16 protein-coding genes are annotated in these 16,756 nt (G+C 63.5%); 13 read left to right on the top strand and 3 right to left on the bottom strand.

Annotation, left to right across the window (positions count from 1 at the left end; genetic code table 11):
- The first annotated feature begins 52 nt into the window (after nt 1-52).
- The 11 genes from ftsH to HMPREF3176_RS08205 all read left to right on the top strand — a co-directional run bounded on the left by ftsH (nt 53) and on the right by HMPREF3176_RS08205 (nt 9,801).
- Complete coding sequence (gene ftsH / locus HMPREF3176_RS08255) at nt 53-2,086, top strand: ATP-dependent zinc metalloprotease FtsH (RefSeq protein WP_070459712.1); 2,034 nt, start codon at nt 53-55, stop codon at nt 2,084-2,086.
- Between the two features lie 27 nt (nt 2,087-2,113).
- Nucleotides 2,114-2,716, top strand: a complete 603-nt coding sequence (folE, locus tag HMPREF3176_RS08250; RefSeq protein ID WP_034374759.1) for a GTP cyclohydrolase I FolE — start codon at nt 2,114-2,116, stop codon at nt 2,714-2,716.
- Nucleotides 2,717-2,756: 40 nt separating this feature from the next.
- The gene (gene folP, locus HMPREF3176_RS08245; protein ID WP_070459709.1) at nt 2,757-3,707 is read left to right on the top strand and encodes a dihydropteroate synthase; all 951 of its coding nucleotides are present in this window, start codon (nt 2,757-2,759) and stop codon (nt 3,705-3,707) included.
- Nucleotides 3,704-4,630 (top strand): 2-amino-4-hydroxy-6-hydroxymethyldihydropteridine diphosphokinase, encoded by a 927-nt coding sequence (gene folK / locus HMPREF3176_RS08240; RefSeq protein WP_070435335.1) that lies wholly within the window; start codon nt 3,704-3,706, stop codon nt 4,628-4,630. Before folP ends, folK begins: the two co-directional genes overlap by 4 nt.
- Nucleotides 4,630-5,145, top strand: coding sequence for a DUF3180 domain-containing protein (locus HMPREF3176_RS08235; protein ID WP_070459706.1), 516 nt, complete (start codon nt 4,630-4,632; stop codon nt 5,143-5,145). The genes folK and HMPREF3176_RS08235 overlap by 1 nt, the downstream gene beginning before the upstream one ends.
- 33 nt (nt 5,146-5,178) lie before the next feature.
- Nucleotides 5,179-5,739: a PH domain-containing protein gene (locus HMPREF3176_RS08230; protein WP_083286337.1), complete on the top strand. Its 561-nt coding sequence runs from the start codon at nt 5,179-5,181 to the stop codon at nt 5,737-5,739.
- Nucleotides 5,736-7,358: a PH domain-containing protein gene (locus HMPREF3176_RS08225; protein WP_070459704.1), complete on the top strand. Its 1,623-nt coding sequence runs from the start codon at nt 5,736-5,738 to the stop codon at nt 7,356-7,358. The genes HMPREF3176_RS08230 and HMPREF3176_RS08225 overlap by 4 nt, the downstream gene beginning before the upstream one ends.
- Complete coding sequence (locus tag HMPREF3176_RS08220) at nt 7,355-8,248, top strand: Rossmann-like and DUF2520 domain-containing protein (protein WP_256365634.1); 894 nt, start codon at nt 7,355-7,357, stop codon at nt 8,246-8,248. The genes HMPREF3176_RS08225 and HMPREF3176_RS08220 overlap by 4 nt, the downstream gene beginning before the upstream one ends.
- Nucleotides 8,245-9,090 (top strand): pantoate--beta-alanine ligase, encoded by an 846-nt coding sequence (panC, locus tag HMPREF3176_RS08215; RefSeq protein WP_070459701.1) that lies wholly within the window; start codon nt 8,245-8,247, stop codon nt 9,088-9,090. The genes HMPREF3176_RS08220 and panC overlap by 4 nt, the downstream gene beginning before the upstream one ends.
- 19 nt (nt 9,091-9,109) lie before the next feature.
- Nucleotides 9,110-9,343: a hypothetical protein gene (locus HMPREF3176_RS08210; protein WP_061211324.1), complete on the top strand. Its 234-nt coding sequence runs from the start codon at nt 9,110-9,112 to the stop codon at nt 9,341-9,343.
- A gap of 131 nt (nt 9,344-9,474) precedes the next feature.
- Nucleotides 9,475-9,801 (top strand): histone-like nucleoid-structuring protein Lsr2, encoded by a 327-nt coding sequence (locus tag HMPREF3176_RS08205; protein WP_034372798.1) that lies wholly within the window; start codon nt 9,475-9,477, stop codon nt 9,799-9,801.
- 70 nt (nt 9,802-9,871) lie between these two features.
- Here HMPREF3176_RS08205 and HMPREF3176_RS08200 read toward each other — a convergent pair whose 3' ends face one another.
- Together HMPREF3176_RS08200 and mqo are read right to left on the bottom strand one after the other, a co-directional pair.
- Entirely contained in the window at nt 9,872-10,786 is a 915-nt protein-coding gene (locus HMPREF3176_RS08200) for an aldose 1-epimerase family protein (RefSeq protein ID WP_070459698.1), read from the bottom strand.
- A 10-nt stretch (nt 10,787-10,796) separates the two neighbouring features.
- Complete coding sequence (gene mqo / locus HMPREF3176_RS08195; protein ID WP_070459696.1) at nt 10,797-12,287, bottom strand: malate dehydrogenase (quinone); 1,491 nt, start codon at nt 12,285-12,287, stop codon at nt 10,797-10,799.
- 209 nt (nt 12,288-12,496) lie between these two features.
- On the opposite strand from mqo, the gene HMPREF3176_RS08190 reads away from it, so the two are divergent.
- Nucleotides 12,497-15,007: an ATP-dependent Clp protease ATP-binding subunit gene (locus HMPREF3176_RS08190; protein WP_070459693.1), complete on the top strand. Its 2,511-nt coding sequence runs from the start codon at nt 12,497-12,499 to the stop codon at nt 15,005-15,007.
- A gap of 22 nt (nt 15,008-15,029) precedes the next feature.
- On the top strand, nt 15,030-15,653 hold the full coding sequence (locus HMPREF3176_RS08185) for a DedA family protein (protein WP_016664340.1): 624 nt from the start codon (nt 15,030-15,032) through the stop codon (nt 15,651-15,653).
- Between the two features lie 14 nt (nt 15,654-15,667).
- On the opposite strand, the gene HMPREF3176_RS08180 is transcribed toward HMPREF3176_RS08185, so the two are convergent.
- Nucleotides 15,668-16,570, bottom strand: coding sequence for an HhH-GPD family protein (locus HMPREF3176_RS08180; RefSeq protein WP_070459691.1), 903 nt, complete (start codon nt 16,568-16,570; stop codon nt 15,668-15,670).
- Nucleotides 16,571-16,756 lie beyond the last annotated feature (186 nt).

Genomic DNA, 16,756 nt, shown 5'->3' with positions numbered 1-16,756 from the left:
CGCGCGGGGCGTTTGCTCCGCCCTCAAGAGAACGTAAGAATTAGCACCTCACATGGCAGAAAAAAAGAAATCCCCCGCCCGTAATCTGTGGCTGTGGAGCCTCGCGACTCTCGCGATCGTTCTTCTCGCGCTGAACTTTTTTGGACGCGGCGGTTTCCAGGACATCGACACAGAGCAGGGGCTTGAGCTCCTCAAAGGCAACACCGTTGAGCAAGCCGAGATCATCGACGGCAATCAACAGCGAGTCAACCTCGTGTTGACGAAAGACTTTGAGGATAAAGGGAAGCGGGTAGCGTTTTCGTACGTCACCGACCGCGGCGATGACGTCGTCAAGGCCGTGAGTGACGCGAAGCCGGCGAAGGGCTACACGGATAAGATCGCAACACCGTCGTGGTGGAGCCAGCTTCTGCTCACCTTCTTCCCGCTCCTCGTGATCCTTGGCCTCTTCTGGTTCTGGATGATGAATGCCCAGGGTGGCGGGCGCGCCATGCAGTTCGGCAAGTCGAAGGCGAAGCTCTTCAACAAGGACATGCCGAAAGTGACGTTCGCGGATGTTGCGGGTGCTGACGAAGCGGTCGAGGAACTCGATGAGATTAAGCAGTTCCTCGTGAGCCCCGAGCGCTATCACGCCGTAGGCGCGAAGATTCCGAAGGGCGTCCTCCTCTACGGCCCTCCGGGCACAGGTAAGACCCTCCTCGCGAAGGCCGTTGCCGGTGAGGCAGGGGTCCCGTTCTACTCCATTTCGGGCTCCGACTTCGTGGAGATGTTCGTGGGCGTTGGTGCGAGCCGCGTGCGCGATTTGTTCAATACGGCGAAGGAAAACGCGCCGGCGATCATCTTCATCGACGAGATCGACGCCGTGGGGCGCCACCGCGGAGCCGGCATGGGCGGCGGCCACGACGAGCGCGAGCAGACCCTCAACCAGATGCTCGTCGAGATGGACGGTTTCGAGGAGCATCAAAACGTCATCCTGATCGCCGCGACCAACCGCGTCGACATCCTCGATCCGGCGCTACTTCGCCCGGGTCGTTTCGACCGCCAGATTGCGGTGGAAACTCCGGACCTCAAGGGGCGCCGTAAGATCCTCGAGGTGCACGCGAAAGGCAAGCCTCTCGCTGCCGACGTCGATCTTGATAACATCGCGCGCCGTTCGATCGGCATGAGCGGTGCCGATCTCGCCAACGTTCTCAATGAGGCTGCGCTTCTCACGGCTCGTTCGGGCAATCAGATCATCGACATGCGTGCACTCGACGAGGCGATCGACCGAGTATCGATGGGCCCGCAGCGCTACTCGAAAGTCATGACCGAGCGCGAGCGCCAGATGACGGCCTACCACGAGGGCGGGCACGCACTTGTCGCCGCGGCACTCAACAACTCGGCACCCGTCACGAAGGTGACGATCCTGCCGCGCGGTCGCGCGGGCGGCTACACGATGGTGGGGCCGACGGCCGACCGCAACTATCAAAGCCGCAACGAGCTACTCGACCGCCTCGCCTACGCAATGGGTGGCTACGCGGTCGAAGAGGGCATCTTCCACGACGTGACGACCGGACCGAGCTCCGACCTTAAGAACGCCACGAGCATCGCTCGAGCCATGGTCACCGAGCTTGGCATGAGCGCCACCGTGGGGCAGGTCGCCCTCGGCAAAGGCCAGGACGAGGTTTTCGTCGGCATGCAGCAAGGCCAGGGGCCCGGCTACAGCGAGGACACCGCGCGTCTCATCGATGAGGAGGTGCGCCGCCTTCTCGATAACGCCCTCGATGAAGCGTGGAGCGTCATCAAGACCAACCGTCCTGTACTCGATCATCTCGTCGAGGAACTCCTCGAGAAGGAGACCCTCGGCGAGAAGGAGCTCGCTGAAATCTTCAAGGACGTCAACAAGCGCCCGCCGCGCGAGGTGTGGCAGTCGAGCGAGGACCGCCCCGTGTTCAACGAACCGCTCGCGGGTAGCGACCGTCCCGGCACGATCGGCAGCACCATTCCTGACGGGACCGAGAACCACGAGGCCGGTGAGGAACTTGGCGGCACCCCTCCCGAACTACCGCAGCCGGGCGATGGTTCACCGCACATCCCCGGTGCCGAGTAGCGCGCCCGGGGAATGAAAGTAGAGATGATGAGCGAGAGTCACAACGCGGTGGGTAGCGTCGACCACGCGCGAATCGAACGCGCCGTGCGTGAGATCCTCGAGGCGATTGGCGAGGACCCAAGCCGCGACGGACTTGTGGATACGCCTAGTCGCGTCGCCCGTATGTACGCGGAGGTTTTTCGCGGCCTCCACGAGGATCCCCGCGTCCACATGCAGACGAAGTTTGAGGTCGAGCACCGCGAGCTCGTTCTTGTCCGCGATATTCGCTTCTACTCCATGTGCGAGCACCACCTCGTGCCGTTCTTCGGCCGCGCCCACGTGGGGTACGTTCCTGGCAAGGATGGAACTGTTGCGGGGCTGTCCAAGTTCGCAAGGCTCGTCGAAGGGTACGCGGCGCGGCCCCAGGTGCAGGAGCGGCTCACCAGCCAGATCGCCGATGCGATCCACGAGGAGCTCCAGGCACACGGCACGATTGTCGTTCTTCAGGCCGAGCACCTGTGCATGGCGATGCGTGGCGTGAAGTCTCCGAATGCGGAGACCGTGACGAGTGCCGTGCGCGGCTCCCTGCAATCGAACGCGGCCACGCGTTCGGAGGCGATGAGCCTCATTCTCACGGGCCTGCACCACTGAAATATGCGACACCGCCCACCGAGGCGAGAAAGGTCATCTCATGAGCGCGACGCGATCGGTTCTGGACTTCTCTAGCGCCCCCGCGTGGCGGCGTGTGGAGGGCCTGCCCTCTTCGCTCACGTGCGAGCGGACGCTCGTCATGGGGGTGCTGAACGTGACCCCGGATTCGTTTTCCGACGGTGGCCGGCACAACGAGCACGAGGATGCGATCGCACATGCCGAGCGCCTGGTGAGCGAGGGCGCCGACATCATCGATGTCGGGGGTGAATCGACGCGTCCGGGCGGAATCCGCGTGAGTGAAGAAGAGGAGCTTCGCCGCACGGTGCGCGTTGTTGAGGCCCTTGCACAGCGCGGCATGTGCGTGAGCATCGATACGATGCGTGCTTCGGTCGCGCGTGCCGCGGTCGACGCCGGTGCGCTCATCGTCAACGACGTGTCGGCTGGACTCGCTGATCCCGCCATGTTCTCCACGGTCGCCGGCCTCACCACCCATCTCGGTACCGCCCCCGTCTATATCGCGATGCATTGGCGCGGCCACTCTGAGGAGGCAATGTCACGCACGGGCTACGAGGCCATCGGCACAGATGTCGCGCGTGAATTAGGCGAGCAAATCGACAAGGCGGTGAGCGCGGGCATTGCCCGTGACAGTATCGTCGCCGATCCCGGCTTCGGGTTTTCCAAGACCGGCGAGGACAACTGGGATCTCTATGACCAGATCGGTGACGTCGAGGCGCTCGAGCTCCCACTCCTCATCGGGGTGAGCCGCAAGCGCTTCGTGAGCGCTCTCGATGTTGATCGGGACGCCGGCACGGCGGCGTTGAGCGGCCTCGCGCAGCTTCGCCGCTCGTGGGCGGTGCGCGTCCACGACGTCGCCTCGAGCGTCGCGAACATCCGCGTCATGCAGCGACTAATGGCAGGTCCTGATGGGCGCGATATGGGGCTCGGCGCAAGCGTCGCGGACCGCAACTATGAAAGCGGTGCTCGAGCATGACGTGGAATGATATTGCCTTTTCTGTACCCGCTCCGCTATCCCACGTCGCTGTCGACGGCGTGCGCGTGCACGGTAAGCACGGCGTTTTCGAGAGTGAAAAAGCGCAGGGACACGACTTTCTCGTTGATGTCGATATGCGCGTGGACACGCGCTCGGCGGGGCGGGATGACGCGCTCGAGCGCAGCGTGAGCTACGCGGACGCCGCGGCCATCGTCGAGGAAGTCGTCGCGGGGCGAAGCGTCGACCTGATCGAAACTCTCGCCGAGCGCATCGCTCAGTGCGTACTTGAGCGGCATGTCCTCGTGCGCGAAGTGAGCGTGAACGTCCACAAGCCCACCGCGCCGATTCCGCAGCCCTTCACCGACGCACGCGTTCGTCTCACGAGGCGCGCGGCACCCGTGAGGGCTTTCATCGCGCTTGGCTCAAATCTTGGCGATAGCGAGGACTTCCTCGCCGGTGCTCTCGCGGCACTTGCGCGGATCCCCGAGACCCGTCTCATCGCCGCGAGCCGCGTTTTTGAAACCGATCCCGTCAGCGATATTGATCAGGACGTGTACCTCAACGCCGCCGCGCTCCTTGAGACGTCGCTCAGCCCGTGGCAGCTTCTCGACTCACTCCATGAGATCGAGAATGCTGCAAGGCGCACCCGCACCCTTCGGTGGGGGCCGCGCACCCTCGACCTCGACCTCATTTCCTGGGGACAGCTCACGTGCGACGATGAGCGACTCACGCTTCCGCATCCGCGAGCACACGAACGCGCCTTTGTTCTCGCACCGATGCTTGACATCGACCCCGAGTGGAGTTTCCCCGATGGCCGGCAAGCGTCGGACCTTGTGAAGGTCGCCCCTGACCGTGCGGGGCTGCGCCCCGGTCCCCGCGTTGCAGGTTTCGCAAGCGAGGCTCGCCCACGCAAGGGTGTGTGATGACGAAAACTCCTGCGCTTCGACTTGTAGGAATTGCCCTCGTGGCAGGCCTTGCGGGCCACGGGCTGTCTCTCGCGTTTGCCTCGCGAGGTGCCCCGGTCCCCGTTGCCGGCATCATGCCGGGAATTGTGTTTCTGGTTCTTTCCGCCATCGTTCTTGCCCTTGGTCTCCGCGTGAAGAGATATCTCGATGAATCTCGTGAGCGAGCGCGAACTCACCCGCTCACGCCGCGCAAGCACCAGCTCGACATGGTTGTTGCCTATCGGATTCTCATCGCCGCGCGTGCCGCGGCCTACACGGGGGCAATTGGTGCAGGCTTTTACCCGGGTATGTGCGCGTTTCTCGCGACATCCGGGGGCGGGACGCTTTCCGGCGCGATTCTTCCACTCGGATTCGACGCGCTTAGCGCGCTCATCCTCGCGGTGATCGGGCTTATCGTAGAACGGTGGGGGACCCTGCCGCCTACCGACTCCGGGTCCGTGGGCCGCGCGGGTGAGAGCGCAGGATCCCTTTGAAGCCCCCGCAGCCGCTGTGCTAGAAAGATTCTCATGAGTAACTCAGTAGTTCCGATGCCGACTCTCGAGGCGGCCGACATCGAGCGCACGATGCTCGACGAGCCTTTTTCCGCAACCGATCCGCGTACGGCACGCGTGTCGCCAAAGCTCGTGAAGGCGCGTTTTCTCGGCAACCTCGCCTGGTGGGTGCTCATGATCGCGGGGTGCATCGCGCTCCACATTGTCACGGCCGTGTTTGCGTGGCCGTGGTGGGTGCACCTGTGCACCATCCCCGTGTACCTCCTCGTGGCCCAGTCGATCGTGTTCACCCCTCGTCGCGCACGCGCTCTTGGCTACCTCACGCGCGACAACGACATCGTGTTTCGCAGCGGCATTATGTTCCGTTCCGTCACGATCGTTCCCTACGGCCGAATCCAGGACATCAACATCGACGAAGGCCCCATCGAGCGCGCCTACGGGCTTTCGACCATCACGCTGAAAACCGCGGGAGGCTCGATTTCGGACCTCTCGATTCCGGGCCTCGAGCGCAAGGAGGCCGAGCGCATTCGCGACCTCGTGACTCGCGAGGCAAGTGAAAAGATGGCGGCGCTGTGACCGAACAGTCTCCCGCTCTCGCCAATGACCCACCGGAGTCCGCATACTCGAGGTTTCACCCTCTTACGCCGCTCGTCATGGGCTGGAAAGCGGTCGCGGCGATCGTGGCGATCGTCGGGTTCCAAAACATCGACATGATCGAGGACTTGATCACGCACGGGGTCGTGAACACCGACAATCTGTGGCTGTTCGGTCTCGGCGCCCTTGGCATTGTCCTCGTGGCGATTCTTGCCGGCGGCCTCCCGTGGTGGATCACGACGTATGCGGTGACGGAACACGGCGTTTTCGTGCGTGAAAAATTCTTGAGCACGAAACGCAGAATTGCCCCGCGTGAGCGCATCGACTCGGTATCTGTTGAACGGCCTTTCATGGCACGGCTCGTGGGGCTTTCCAAAGTGCGGATTGAGCTCGCCGGCGCGGGCGAGTCCCACGTGGACCTTCAGTACCTTGGTAGGGCGAAGGCCGAAGAAATCCACTCGACAGTACTCGAGCTCGCCCGCGGTGATGCGCCGCAGCGTGGGCGCATGCCGGCAGACTCGGCACCCGCGGAGGCCACGCCGGTACCTTCTGAGAGCGAGGGGACGGGCCTGGTTCGCGACGATGCACCGAGCTTTGCAGAGCGCGCCGAGTCCATCGCTTATGACTCTGATTCCGACGGCGAACTGCTGGCGCGGATCCCGACCTCGCGCATCCTTCACTCGCTCGTGCTTGATATTTCGCTCATGATCGGCATGGCGTTCACCATCATCATGACGGCGGTCTGGATTATCACGTCGTTTGCGAGTGGCGAGTTTTCTTTTTCGGCAGCGTCGCTCTTTGCGCTCGTTCCCGCGCTTCTTGCGGGGCCGCGCATGATTTTCTCGCGCGTCGACTCCGGCTGGGGCTTCACCTCGCGCGCGACCGCGACGGGTCTACGTGCGCGGCGAGGACTTTTGAACTCGCGCAGCGATAACCTTACAGCCTCGAAACTTCAAGAGGTGGAGATTTCGCAGCCGCTCCTGTGGCGTTCGCACGGGTGGTGCGATGTGACTGCGAAAACCGCGGGCATGGAGGAACTCGAGTCCCTGACGGAAGGCTCCGGTCGTATTCTTCCCGTGGGAACCCCCGCCGAAGTCGAAGCGACGCTCTCGCATCTCATGCCGCCGACGGGCGATCTCATCGTGCACCCCGCGATGCACGACGGGGCTGAGGCGCCGAGCCCCGCGGTGCTGGGCACGAGCGACACGGCCCTGATTCAGGGTTTTCTCGCGGCACCGCAATCGCAGTTGCCTGGCGCGCGGCCCTTCCACTGGTCGAACCCGATCAGCCGGCGCACCCACGTGTACGCGCTCACCCGTCACGCGCTTCTTGGGCGCAAGGGGTGGCTTACTCGCACCGTCACCGTGATCCCTCGCGACCGCATCCAGGGGGTTGAACTTTCGCAAGGACCAATCTCTCGGCGCATAGGCTGCGCTGATCTGTCAATCGCCTATGCGGGCGGGTCTTTCGAGATTCACGATATCCCCGTCGCTGACGCGGCAGCCCTGTGTGCAACGCTCGGCGCGGACGCAGGACTGTCACGCCGCTTTAGCGCGCGTGAAAGCTGGCTTCAGCCGCGATTGTTAGGCGGAACAGCGTGAGCCCTGCGGAGCCTGCACGCATGGGCGTCGGCATCATTTCCGCGGGGCGCGTGGGTGCGGTGCTCGGGAACGCGCTTCGTGCAGCGGGGCACCAGATCACGGGGGTGGCGGCGAGGTCCGACGCTTCCCGAGAGCGCGCCGATGTTCTGCTGCCCGGCGCCCCCATCCTCAGTCCCGAAGAGATTGTCGAGCGCAGTGAACTCGTGCTGCTCGCCGTTCCCGATGACGAGCTTGCGCCCCTCGCGGCGAGCCTCGCGCAGCGCGGGGTCGTTCCGGGGGCACAGATCATCGCACACACCTCCGGCCGCTACGGGATAGACGTTCTTCGGCCCCTCGAAGAGGCGGGGGCGATCACCCTTGCGCTCCATCCGGCGATGACGTTCACGGGAACCTCGCTTGATCTTGGCAGACTCGTGGGCTGCCCATGGGCGATTACGGCCCGGCCGATGTTCGCGCCAATTGCGAAAGCGCTCGTGCTTGAACTTGACGGAATAAGCGTCGATATCGCGGAAGGGGACCGCGCGGCCTACCACGCGGCACTCGCGCACGGGTCGAATCATCTCGTCGTGCTCGTGAGTCAGGTGCTTGCGATCCTTGATTCGATCGGCGTCGAGGACCCTTCCCTGCTCATGGGCCCCCTCCTTCAGGCGAGTCTCGAGGAGGTGCTTCGGCGTGGACCCGGCGCGCTCACGGGGCCCGTGCAGCGCGGTGATGCGGGAACCGTCGGAAACCATATTGCAGCACTCACTGAGCTGGACCTTTGCTCCACCCTGCCCACGTACCGAGCCCTCGCGCGTGCCGCGCTCGACATCGCGCCGATCGGCGATGCGGATAAAGCGGCATTAGAATTGCTTCTTGCACGCGATAACGAGACGAGGCAGGAGACATGATCACGCTCATCCGCACAGTTAAGGAACTGCAGGCATACCGGGCTGGCATCAAGGGCAAGGGGAGCATCGCGCTCGTACCCACCATGGGGGCGCTCCACGAGGGACACCTCAGCCTCATTCGCGAGGCACGCTCGCGTGCCGACCACGTGATCGTGTCGAACTTCGTGAACCCTCTTCAGTTCGGCCCCGGCGAGGACTATGAGCGCTACCCGCGTACGCTCGAAGCAGACCTCGAACTCGTCGACACGCTCGCCGATGCGATGTTTGCCCCCGAGGCTAGCGACATGTACCCGTACCCGGAACCGTTCCAGGTTGATGTGGGGCCGATTGGGCGCATGCTCGAGGGTGAGATTCGCCCCGGCCACTTTAATGGCGTGGCGACCGTCGTACTCAAGCTTTTCCTTCTTGCTCAGCCTCATGTCGCGATCTTTGGCCAAAAGGACGCGCAGCAGCTCGCGGTTATCCGTCGGCTCGTCCACGATTTTAATCTGGGCATCGAAATTGTGGGGGTGCCGATCGTGCGCGAAGAATCGGGTCTCGCGCGCAGCTCGCGCAATAGCTATTTGAGTGAAAGCGGGCGGGCGGATGCCCTCGCGCTTTCGGGTCTCCTTTCTCAGGCGCTTGAGTGCCCGACGGCGGCTGAGCTTCTCGCGCTTCTTCGCACGGATGAGGAATCTTCGCGAGTGACGTGGGATTACCGGCTCGCGGTCAACCCGGCGACTTTCGAGGAGATTGACCAGGCTTTCGTGGGCGAGGCGCTCGTCGTGCTCGCCGCGAGGGTTGAGGGTGTACGTCTGATCGACAATGCGCTCGTGAACCTTGCTCCTGCCGACGAACAGTAACCATCGAAGGAGGCGCACAGTGGGAAATATTGATTGGGCATTCGAGCTTGGAGCGCTCGTGCCTTCGATCGGGATTGGGCTCCTTTTCTGGCTCGTTCTTCGCTCGATTGTGCGCGCCGATAAGCATCAGCGTGAGGCAGAAAGACAAGCCGAGCGCGAGTACATTGCCGCGCATCCCGAGGCGGCACGCTTTGTAAGAACGGGACAAACCGCCAACGAGGAAAAACGTAAAGACGCAACGACGTTGAAATAAAATCGCGCTTTCTAATTGCGCTAAAGTGGTTGCCACCTTTGTTGTGAGCGATTATCCTGCCTTTAACCGTTGACGCGCTTCGCCGCTGAATCGGTCGACCAACGTTCTAAAACTTTAAGAGGATGGCCTCGATGGCAACCAAGACTTTCACCGAACTCGTCGATGATCTTGACGGCTCGAAGGCGGATCTCACCGTCTCATTCTCCCTCGAGGGAGTCGACTACGAGATTGACCTCTCGGACGCTCACGTCGAGGAACTCCACGCGGATATGACCAAGTGGATCGTCGCCGCCCGCCGCGTGGGTGGCCGCGCGCGTCGCAGCTCGCGCACGCCAAGCAGCGCGAAGGAAACCGCGAAGATCCGCAAGTGGGCGCTTGAGAACAACTACAATGTTTCGGATCGCGGCCGCATTGCCGCCGAGGTTCGCGAGGCTTACTACGCCGCTCACGAAGGCTGAGCGCTTCCGTACTTAAAAGCGCCGCGCCGGGAATTACTCCGGGCGGCGCTTTTTATGCCTTGGGAAACCGCTAATCGAGTACGGTGCCGCCGATGGTCCACGAGGCGGTGTGCGAGGCCCCGGGGGTGAGGTGCACGAGGTTCGTGCCGGAGCGAAAAGCATCGGGTGGGCACGTCATGGGTTCGACGGCGAGGCCGGCACGATTCTTGCTCGGGTCCGGGTGATCGGCCGTGTGGATTTGTGCCCAGGGGAGTTCCTTCGGATCGAACTGGACCCACACTTCGCCGCTCGCGCTGCGCACGCTAATGCGTCCTTCAGAAAATCCCGTGTAGGCGTGGTCGATGGCGCGCTCGCCGATGGGGGAGCCGTTGAGGTCGAGGTCGGGGTTGTTTTGGACCGGCGAAAGGGCGACGGGAAGGAGGCGGTCGTCGACCTCGAGAACGTGGGAGGCTGGCACGAGCGTGCTCCATTCGGCCATGTCTTCGGGCCCCGGCACAACATAAGGATGCGGGCACACGCCGTACGGGGCGGTGCGCTCACCGAGATTGGTTGCCGTCACTGCAGTCGCGATCGAGCGGTCGTGAAGCGTGTAGCGCACACGAATCTCGAGCGGGAAGGGATACCCCAGCACGGGGACGATACGGTGCGCGAATTCGACCGAGTTTTCCGTGCAGTTTTCTACGGAGAAATCGCTCCAGCATACGAGCCCGTGAAGCGCATTTCGCCTTTCGTGTTCGTTGAGCGGAAGTTCGTATTCAACTCCGTCATACGTATAGACGCCGTCGCCGATGCGGTTTGGCCACGGCGCGATGATTCCGCCGCGATAGCCGAATTGCACCTCGTCGAGGGGGCTCGGCACGAGAAAATCTCGGCCGCCAATGCTGAAGCGATTGAGGGCGGCGCCCACGCTCGTGAGCTCTGCGCGTGCGTCACCGTTTGTGAGGGTAATAACCGTGCCCCTGAAAGGGGAATTGGTGAAGCTCATGAGTGTCCTTTCATCGAGGTGGTTGCGTAAGGCCAAGAATGCGGCTCGTGCGGTCGAGATTGTCACGCGGGCTCTCGCCCTCGGGGAACATCGCTCTCAGCCGCGGTGCCCACGCGCTGCTGTGCTCGGGGAAAGCGCGTGTAAGCAGGCCGAGCATGATGGAGGTAGCGGTCGAGGCACCGGGGGAGGCGCCAAGAAGTCCGCTCATGGTGCCATCGGCCGACGTGATGAGCTCGGTGCCGAATTGCAACGTTCCACGCGTGCGCGATTTGGGGGCGATCACCTGCACGCGCTGACCCGCGGTGAGCAGCTCCCAATCCTGAGCTTCGGCGAGCGGCAAGTATTCCCGCAGAGCTGAAAGGCGATCCTCGAAGCTCTGCGTGAGCTGGCTCGTCAGGTACGCCAAGAGGTCAAGGTTTCCTGGGGCCACGGATGCCATGGGAAGAGCGTTCGAGGGGCGAACGGAACGGAATAGATCCGTGACGGATCCAGATTTGAGGAACTTGGGACTCCAGCCGGCGTAGGGGCCGAACATGAGCTCGCGAGTTCCATTGATGATGCGCGTATCAAGATGGGGAACGCTCATCGGGGGCGCTCCGACGGCTGCCTTTCCATACACCTTCGCCTCGTGTCGCGCGGCGAGCTCGGGATTCGTGCACCGCAGCCACTGCCCCGAGATGGGAAAACCGCCGTAGCCGCGAATCTCATCGATCCCGGAGCGTTGGAGGAGGGGGAGCGCCGCGCCGCCTGCGCCCACGAAGACGAATGGGGCTCGAACGACGTGCGTGCCGCTGCTCGTACGGGCCATGACGCCCCACTCGCGCCCCATGCGCCGCAGATCCACGACATCGGCGCCGTAGTGAACGCTGGTGTGAACGCTTTCGGCTGCGGCGAGGAGAGAACGGGTGAGCTCACCAAAGTCGACGTCGGTCCCCGCAAGGGAGCGGGTCGCCGTGAGAGTCTCGCGCATGGATCGGCCCTCCATGACGAGCGGAGCCCACTCAGCGAGCGTAGCTGGGTCTTCGGAGTAGTCGAGCGAGGCAAAGAGCGGATGCGCCGCGAGGGCCTCGTGCCGGGCCTTGAGAAACCGTCGATTCTCCTGCCCGAGGACGAGGCTCATGTGGGGGACGGTTCGGATGAACTCGTGCGGAGCCGCGAGGTGGCCGGCGTCGACGAGATGGGCCCACCACGACCTCGAGATCTGAAATTTCTCGTTGATCGCGACCGCTTTCTCAATCGCGATACGGCCGTGCGCATCCACGGGCGTGTAGTTGAGTTCGCACAGTGCGCTGTGGCCGGTGCCCGCGTTGTTCCACGCGTGCGAGGACTCGAGCGCCGCCCCGTCAAGTCGCTCTAGCACGACAATCGTCCACGACGGCTCTAGCTCGCTTAGGAGCATTGCGAGCGTCGCCGAGGCGATGCCCGCGCCGACGAGCACCGCATCGGCGCGCTCGACAGTGAGAGGCGCCTGATCGCGCGAAACAGTCGCGAAGTGGCTCATAAGTGGCGTTGCTCCTTCGATGTGTGAGGCGGGCACCGTACGTACGGCTCGCCGACCGCGTCTCAGCTGTGAATGCGGCACCGGCGATGACTCGTCATTCAATCCTAGGCGCTTGTGCGCGAACCTTTCACGCCGCTGGCGAACAACCGCCCCTCGAAAGTAGGCAGGCAGTAGGCTCGTAGGCAACGCCGAAACACCAAGGGAGATTCATGTTCGAGAGGTTTACCGATCGCGCCCGCCGAGTCATTGTGCTCGCGCAGGATGAGGCGCGTCTTCTCAACCACAACTACATCGGCACCGAGCACATCCTCCTGGGCCTCATCCACGAGGGTGAGGGCGTGGGAGCCAAGGCCCTCGAATCACTCGGAATCACACTCGAGGGCGTGCGCGAACAGGTGCGTGAAATCATCACTGAGGGCACCCAGGCCCCCACGGGACACATCCCGTTCACGCCCCGCGCCAAGAAGGTCCTCGAGCTGAGCCTTCGCGAGGCGCTTCAGCTCGGCCACGGCTACATCGGCACCGAGCACATCCTCCTCGGCCTTTTGCGCGAGGGCGATGGCGTGGCCGTCAAGGTCCTCACGCGCATGGGCGCCCAGCCCGCTGCCGTGCGCCAGGAGGTCATCGAGCGCCTCTCTGGCTACCAGGGCAAGGAAACCGTGAACGCCGGTGGCGGCAACCAAGAGGGGACACCGTCGGGCTCCCTCGTGCTCGACCAGTTCGGACGCAACCTCACGCAGGCGGCTCGCGACCAGGAACTCGATCCCGTCATCGGCCGTGAGCGTGAAGCCGAACGCGTCATGCAGGTGCTCAGCCGCCGCACGAAGAACAACCCCGTTCTGATCGGCGAACCGGGCGTCGGCAAGAGCGCCGTCGTCGAGGGGCTCGCCCAATCGATCGTCGCGGGTGACGTCCCCGAAACACTTAAGGATAAGCAGCTGTACACGCTGGATCTCGGCTCGCTCGTGGCTGGCTCGCGCTACCGCGGCGACTTCGAGGAACGCCTGAAGAAGGTGCTCAAGGAAATTAAGACTCGCGGCGACATCGTGCTGTTCATCGACGAGATCCACACGCTCGTCGGCGCCGGTGCCGCAGAAGGTGCAATCGATGCGGCGAACATCCTCAAGCCGATGCTCGCGCGCGGCGAGCTGCAAACCATCGGTGCCACGACACTCGAGGAGTACCGCAAGCACATCGAGAAGGATGCAGCGCTCGAACGCCGCTTCCAGCCGATCCAGGTCGAGGAGCCGAGCGTCGAGGAGACCATCGACATCCTTCGCGGGCTGCGCGATCGCTACGAGTCCTTCCACAAGGTCACGATTACGGATGACGCCCTCGAAGCGGCGGCGCAGCTCGCTGCCCGCTACGTGAGCGATCGCTTCCTCCCGGATAAGGCGATCGACCTGATCGACGAGGCCGGTGCGCGCCTGCGCATCCGCCGCCTCTCGGCGCCGCCCGAGCTCAAGGAATACGACCAGAAGATCGAAGAGGCCAAGCGGGCGAAGGAATCCGCAATTGATGCGCAGGACTTCGAAAAGGCCGCAAGCCTCCGTGATGACGAGCAGAAGCTCACGGCCGAGCGCAAGGCCAAGGAAGACGCGTGGCGCAACGGCGAATCCGATTCGATCAGCGTCGTGAACGATGACGTCATCGCCGAGGTGCTCGCTGCTGCGACTGGCATCCCGATCGTCAAGCTCAACGAGGCCGAGTCCACGCGCCTGCTCAATATGGAAAACGAGCTGCACAAGCGCGTCGTTGGCCAGAACGAAGCGATCAAGGCGCTGTCGCAGTCGATTCGTAGGACCCGCGCGGGCCTCAAGGACCCGAAGCGCCCTGGCGGATCGTTCATCTTCGCCGGTCCCACCGGCGTTGGCAAGACCGAGCTCGCGAAGGCTCTCGCCGAGTTCCTCTTCGGCGACGAGGATGCTCTCATCACCCTCGATATGTCGGAGTTCGGTGAGAAGCACACGGCTTCGCGCCTGTTCGGTTCGCCTCCCGGCTACGTCGGCTACGACGAGGGCGGCCAGCTCACCGAAAAGGTGCGCCGCAAGCCGTTCTCGGTGGTGCTCTTCGACGAGATTGAGAAGGCGCACGTTGACATCTTCAACTCGCTCCTGCAGATCCTCGAGGATGGCCGCCTCACCGATTCGCAGGGCCGCGTCGTGGACTTCAAGAACACGGTCATCATCATGACGACCAACCTCGGCACGCGCGACATCGCGAAGGGCGTTTCGATTGGTTTCCAGGCCGGCGGCGACCTCTCGACGAGCTACGAGCGCATGAAGGCGAAGGTGAATGAGGAGCTCAAGCAGCACTTCCGCCCCGAGTTCCTCAACCGCGTCGACGACATCGTGGTGTTCCCGCAGCTGTCTCGCGAGGAGATCGCACAGATCGTCGACCTTATGGTGGGACGCCTCGATACGCGCCTCGCGGAGCGCGGTATGTCGGTGACGCTGACGCCGCAGGCACGCACGCTTCTCGCAGAAAAGGGCTACGACCCAGTTCTCGGCGCCCGTCCTCTTCGCCGCGCCATTCAGCGCGACATCGAGGATGCGCTCAGCGAAAAGATCCTGTTCGGCCAGGTGAAGGACGGCGACGAGATCGTCATCGACGCCGAAGGCGAGGGCCCGCTCGGGGTCTTCACCTTCGCAACGAAAAACGCCGAAGGCGAGCTCGAACCGATTTCCGAGGACATTTCTGTTGAGGACATCGCTGGCTAGCCTTTGTGCGTGAGTCCTAGACATGCACGTCGTCGAAGAGATTGTCGTCCACGCGGGAGAAGCGTGGTGGGTCCACCTCGTGGTCGCCGCCTTCTCCCTCGTGGACGCTTTCTTTCCCACGGTTCCCAGCGAATCGTTGCTCGTCGCGCTCGGATCCCTGTGGGCGACCTCCGGTAAGCCGTCGCTTATTCTGCTCATCCTGGCGGGCTGGGCAGGGGCCGCGGTCGGCGACCACGTGACCTACCAGATTGGCCGTATGCTTCCGTGGCAGAAGCTTTCGTTCTTTAACGAGGGCCGTCGCGGGCATCGAGCGGTCGAGGCCGCGGAGCGTGGCCTCGAGCGGCACGCCTTCACCTATCTCATGACGGCGAGGTTCATTCCCCTTGGGCGCACGGCGGTGAACCTCGTCGCCGGTGGTCTTGAGTATCCGCGTGCTCTTTTTACGCCGCGCATTATTCTCGCGACCTTCATGTGGGCCGTCTATTCAAGCCTTATCGGGGCACTTGCCGGCCAGTGGTTCGAGGCGCATCCGCTGCTTGGAATCGTCGCGGCGCTCGTATTGGCGTTCGCCTTCTCGCTTCTCGTTGAGCGCATCGTCCGAAGGTTTCACGCATTGAAGGCGAAGCAGGCGTCGGAACGGGCCTGACCCGCGCGCAACCGCTAGTTCCGCGGTGAGAATCGCGCAGGCGAACCGAGAGCGATTTTTCCCTCCGGCGTGCGCGAAATGAACCCTTCGTCAAGGAGGTCGGCCAGAAGCCGTGCGAAGCGGTCTCGGTCCGTCCCGCTTTCACCCTCGAGAGTTCCGACGGTGGCCTCACCACCCTCGCGTAGGGTCTTGAGGATTTTTCCGCGGATCTGTCGATCTGTTCCTTCATACCCCTGCGGGCGTGTCGTGCGCTCGCCGAGACCGGGGCGCCCAGCATCAAGCCACGCGCAGTGAGGCGCAAGTGGGCATGCCTCGCAAAGGGGCATGCGGGCACGGCACACGAGCGCACCGAGCTCCATGATGCCCTCATTCCAAATGCGCGCGCGCTCGGGGTCGTCCGGAACCAGCGCGTCGAAGCGATCGCGGTCGCGCTTCGTCACGTGTGCTTTAACCGAGGGTTTGGCGTCGAGCACTCGCGTCAGTACGCGCCTGATGTTGGTATCGAGCACGCACGCACGCTGCCCCTGCGCGAAACATGCCACTGCCGCGGCGGTATAGGAGCCGATTCCCGGTAGCGCAGTGAGCGCGTCCACGCCAACCGGGAGTTCTCCGCCGTAGTCCCGCTCGACGATGCGCGCGCAATCGAGAAGCCTAAGAGCGCGCCGGGGGTAGCCGAGAGATCCCCACGCGAGCAGGACTTCGGCAGCGTCGGCATGGGCGAGCGCGTGCGCGGTTGGCCAACGCTTCATCCACGCGCGCCAGGGCTCTGCAACGCGGGACACGGGGGTTTGTTGGCTCATGATTTCGCTGACGAGAACGCCCCATGGGCTCGTGTGCGAATCACGCCAGGGTAGGGGCCGACGGTGGGTCGCAAACCACGTGGCGACTGGCTCGTAGAGGTCGGGGTATGAAGGCATAGCGCTCCATGCTACCGAGGTTCGGCAGGCGCTCGCGAGGACTGCCTATGGGGGCGCGCCGTTGAGGGGATGCAGGTGGGCGCGGTTGCTCTTAAGGTCCGAGATTGGGCATTGCTGTAGTAAGAAACAACCGATCATGAGAAAGCCCCGGCGGCGCAGGCGAACCTCACGGTTTCGCCTGCGCCG

It is taken from the genome of Dermabacter sp. HMSC08H10 (assembly GCF_001807585.1).
GTDB lineage: Bacteria > Actinomycetota > Actinomycetes > Actinomycetales > Dermabacteraceae > Dermabacter > Dermabacter hominis.
This window is presented reverse-complemented; position numbering and strand designations above follow the sequence as displayed.

Coding starts and splice junctions, on each gene's coding strand:
- panC (WP_070459701.1), top strand. CDS start 8,245: ATGATCACGCTCATCCGCACAGTTAAGGAACTGCAGGCATACCGGGCT.
- HMPREF3176_RS08230 (WP_083286337.1), top strand. CDS start 5,179: ATGAGTAACTCAGTAGTTCCGATGCCGACTCTCGAGGCGGCCGACATC.
- mqo (WP_070459696.1), bottom strand. CDS start 12,287: ATGAGCCACTTCGCGACTGTTTCGCGCGATCAGGCGCCTCTCACTGTC.
- HMPREF3176_RS08205 (WP_034372798.1), top strand. CDS start 9,475: ATGGCAACCAAGACTTTCACCGAACTCGTCGATGATCTTGACGGCTCG.
- folE (WP_034374759.1), top strand. CDS start 2,114: ATGAGCGAGAGTCACAACGCGGTGGGTAGCGTCGACCACGCGCGAATC.
- HMPREF3176_RS08180 (WP_070459691.1), bottom strand. CDS start 16,570: ATGCCTTCATACCCCGACCTCTACGAGCCAGTCGCCACGTGGTTTGCG.
- folK (WP_070435335.1), top strand. CDS start 3,704: ATGACGTGGAATGATATTGCCTTTTCTGTACCCGCTCCGCTATCCCAC.
- HMPREF3176_RS08235 (WP_070459706.1), top strand. CDS start 4,630: ATGACGAAAACTCCTGCGCTTCGACTTGTAGGAATTGCCCTCGTGGCA.
- HMPREF3176_RS08200 (WP_070459698.1), bottom strand. CDS start 10,786: ATGAGCTTCACCAATTCCCCTTTCAGGGGCACGGTTATTACCCTCACA.
- folP (WP_070459709.1), top strand. CDS start 2,757: ATGAGCGCGACGCGATCGGTTCTGGACTTCTCTAGCGCCCCCGCGTGG.
- HMPREF3176_RS08190 (WP_070459693.1), top strand. CDS start 12,497: ATGTTCGAGAGGTTTACCGATCGCGCCCGCCGAGTCATTGTGCTCGCG.
- HMPREF3176_RS08185 (WP_016664340.1), top strand. CDS start 15,030: ATGCACGTCGTCGAAGAGATTGTCGTCCACGCGGGAGAAGCGTGGTGG.
- ftsH (WP_070459712.1), top strand. CDS start 53: ATGGCAGAAAAAAAGAAATCCCCCGCCCGTAATCTGTGGCTGTGGAGC.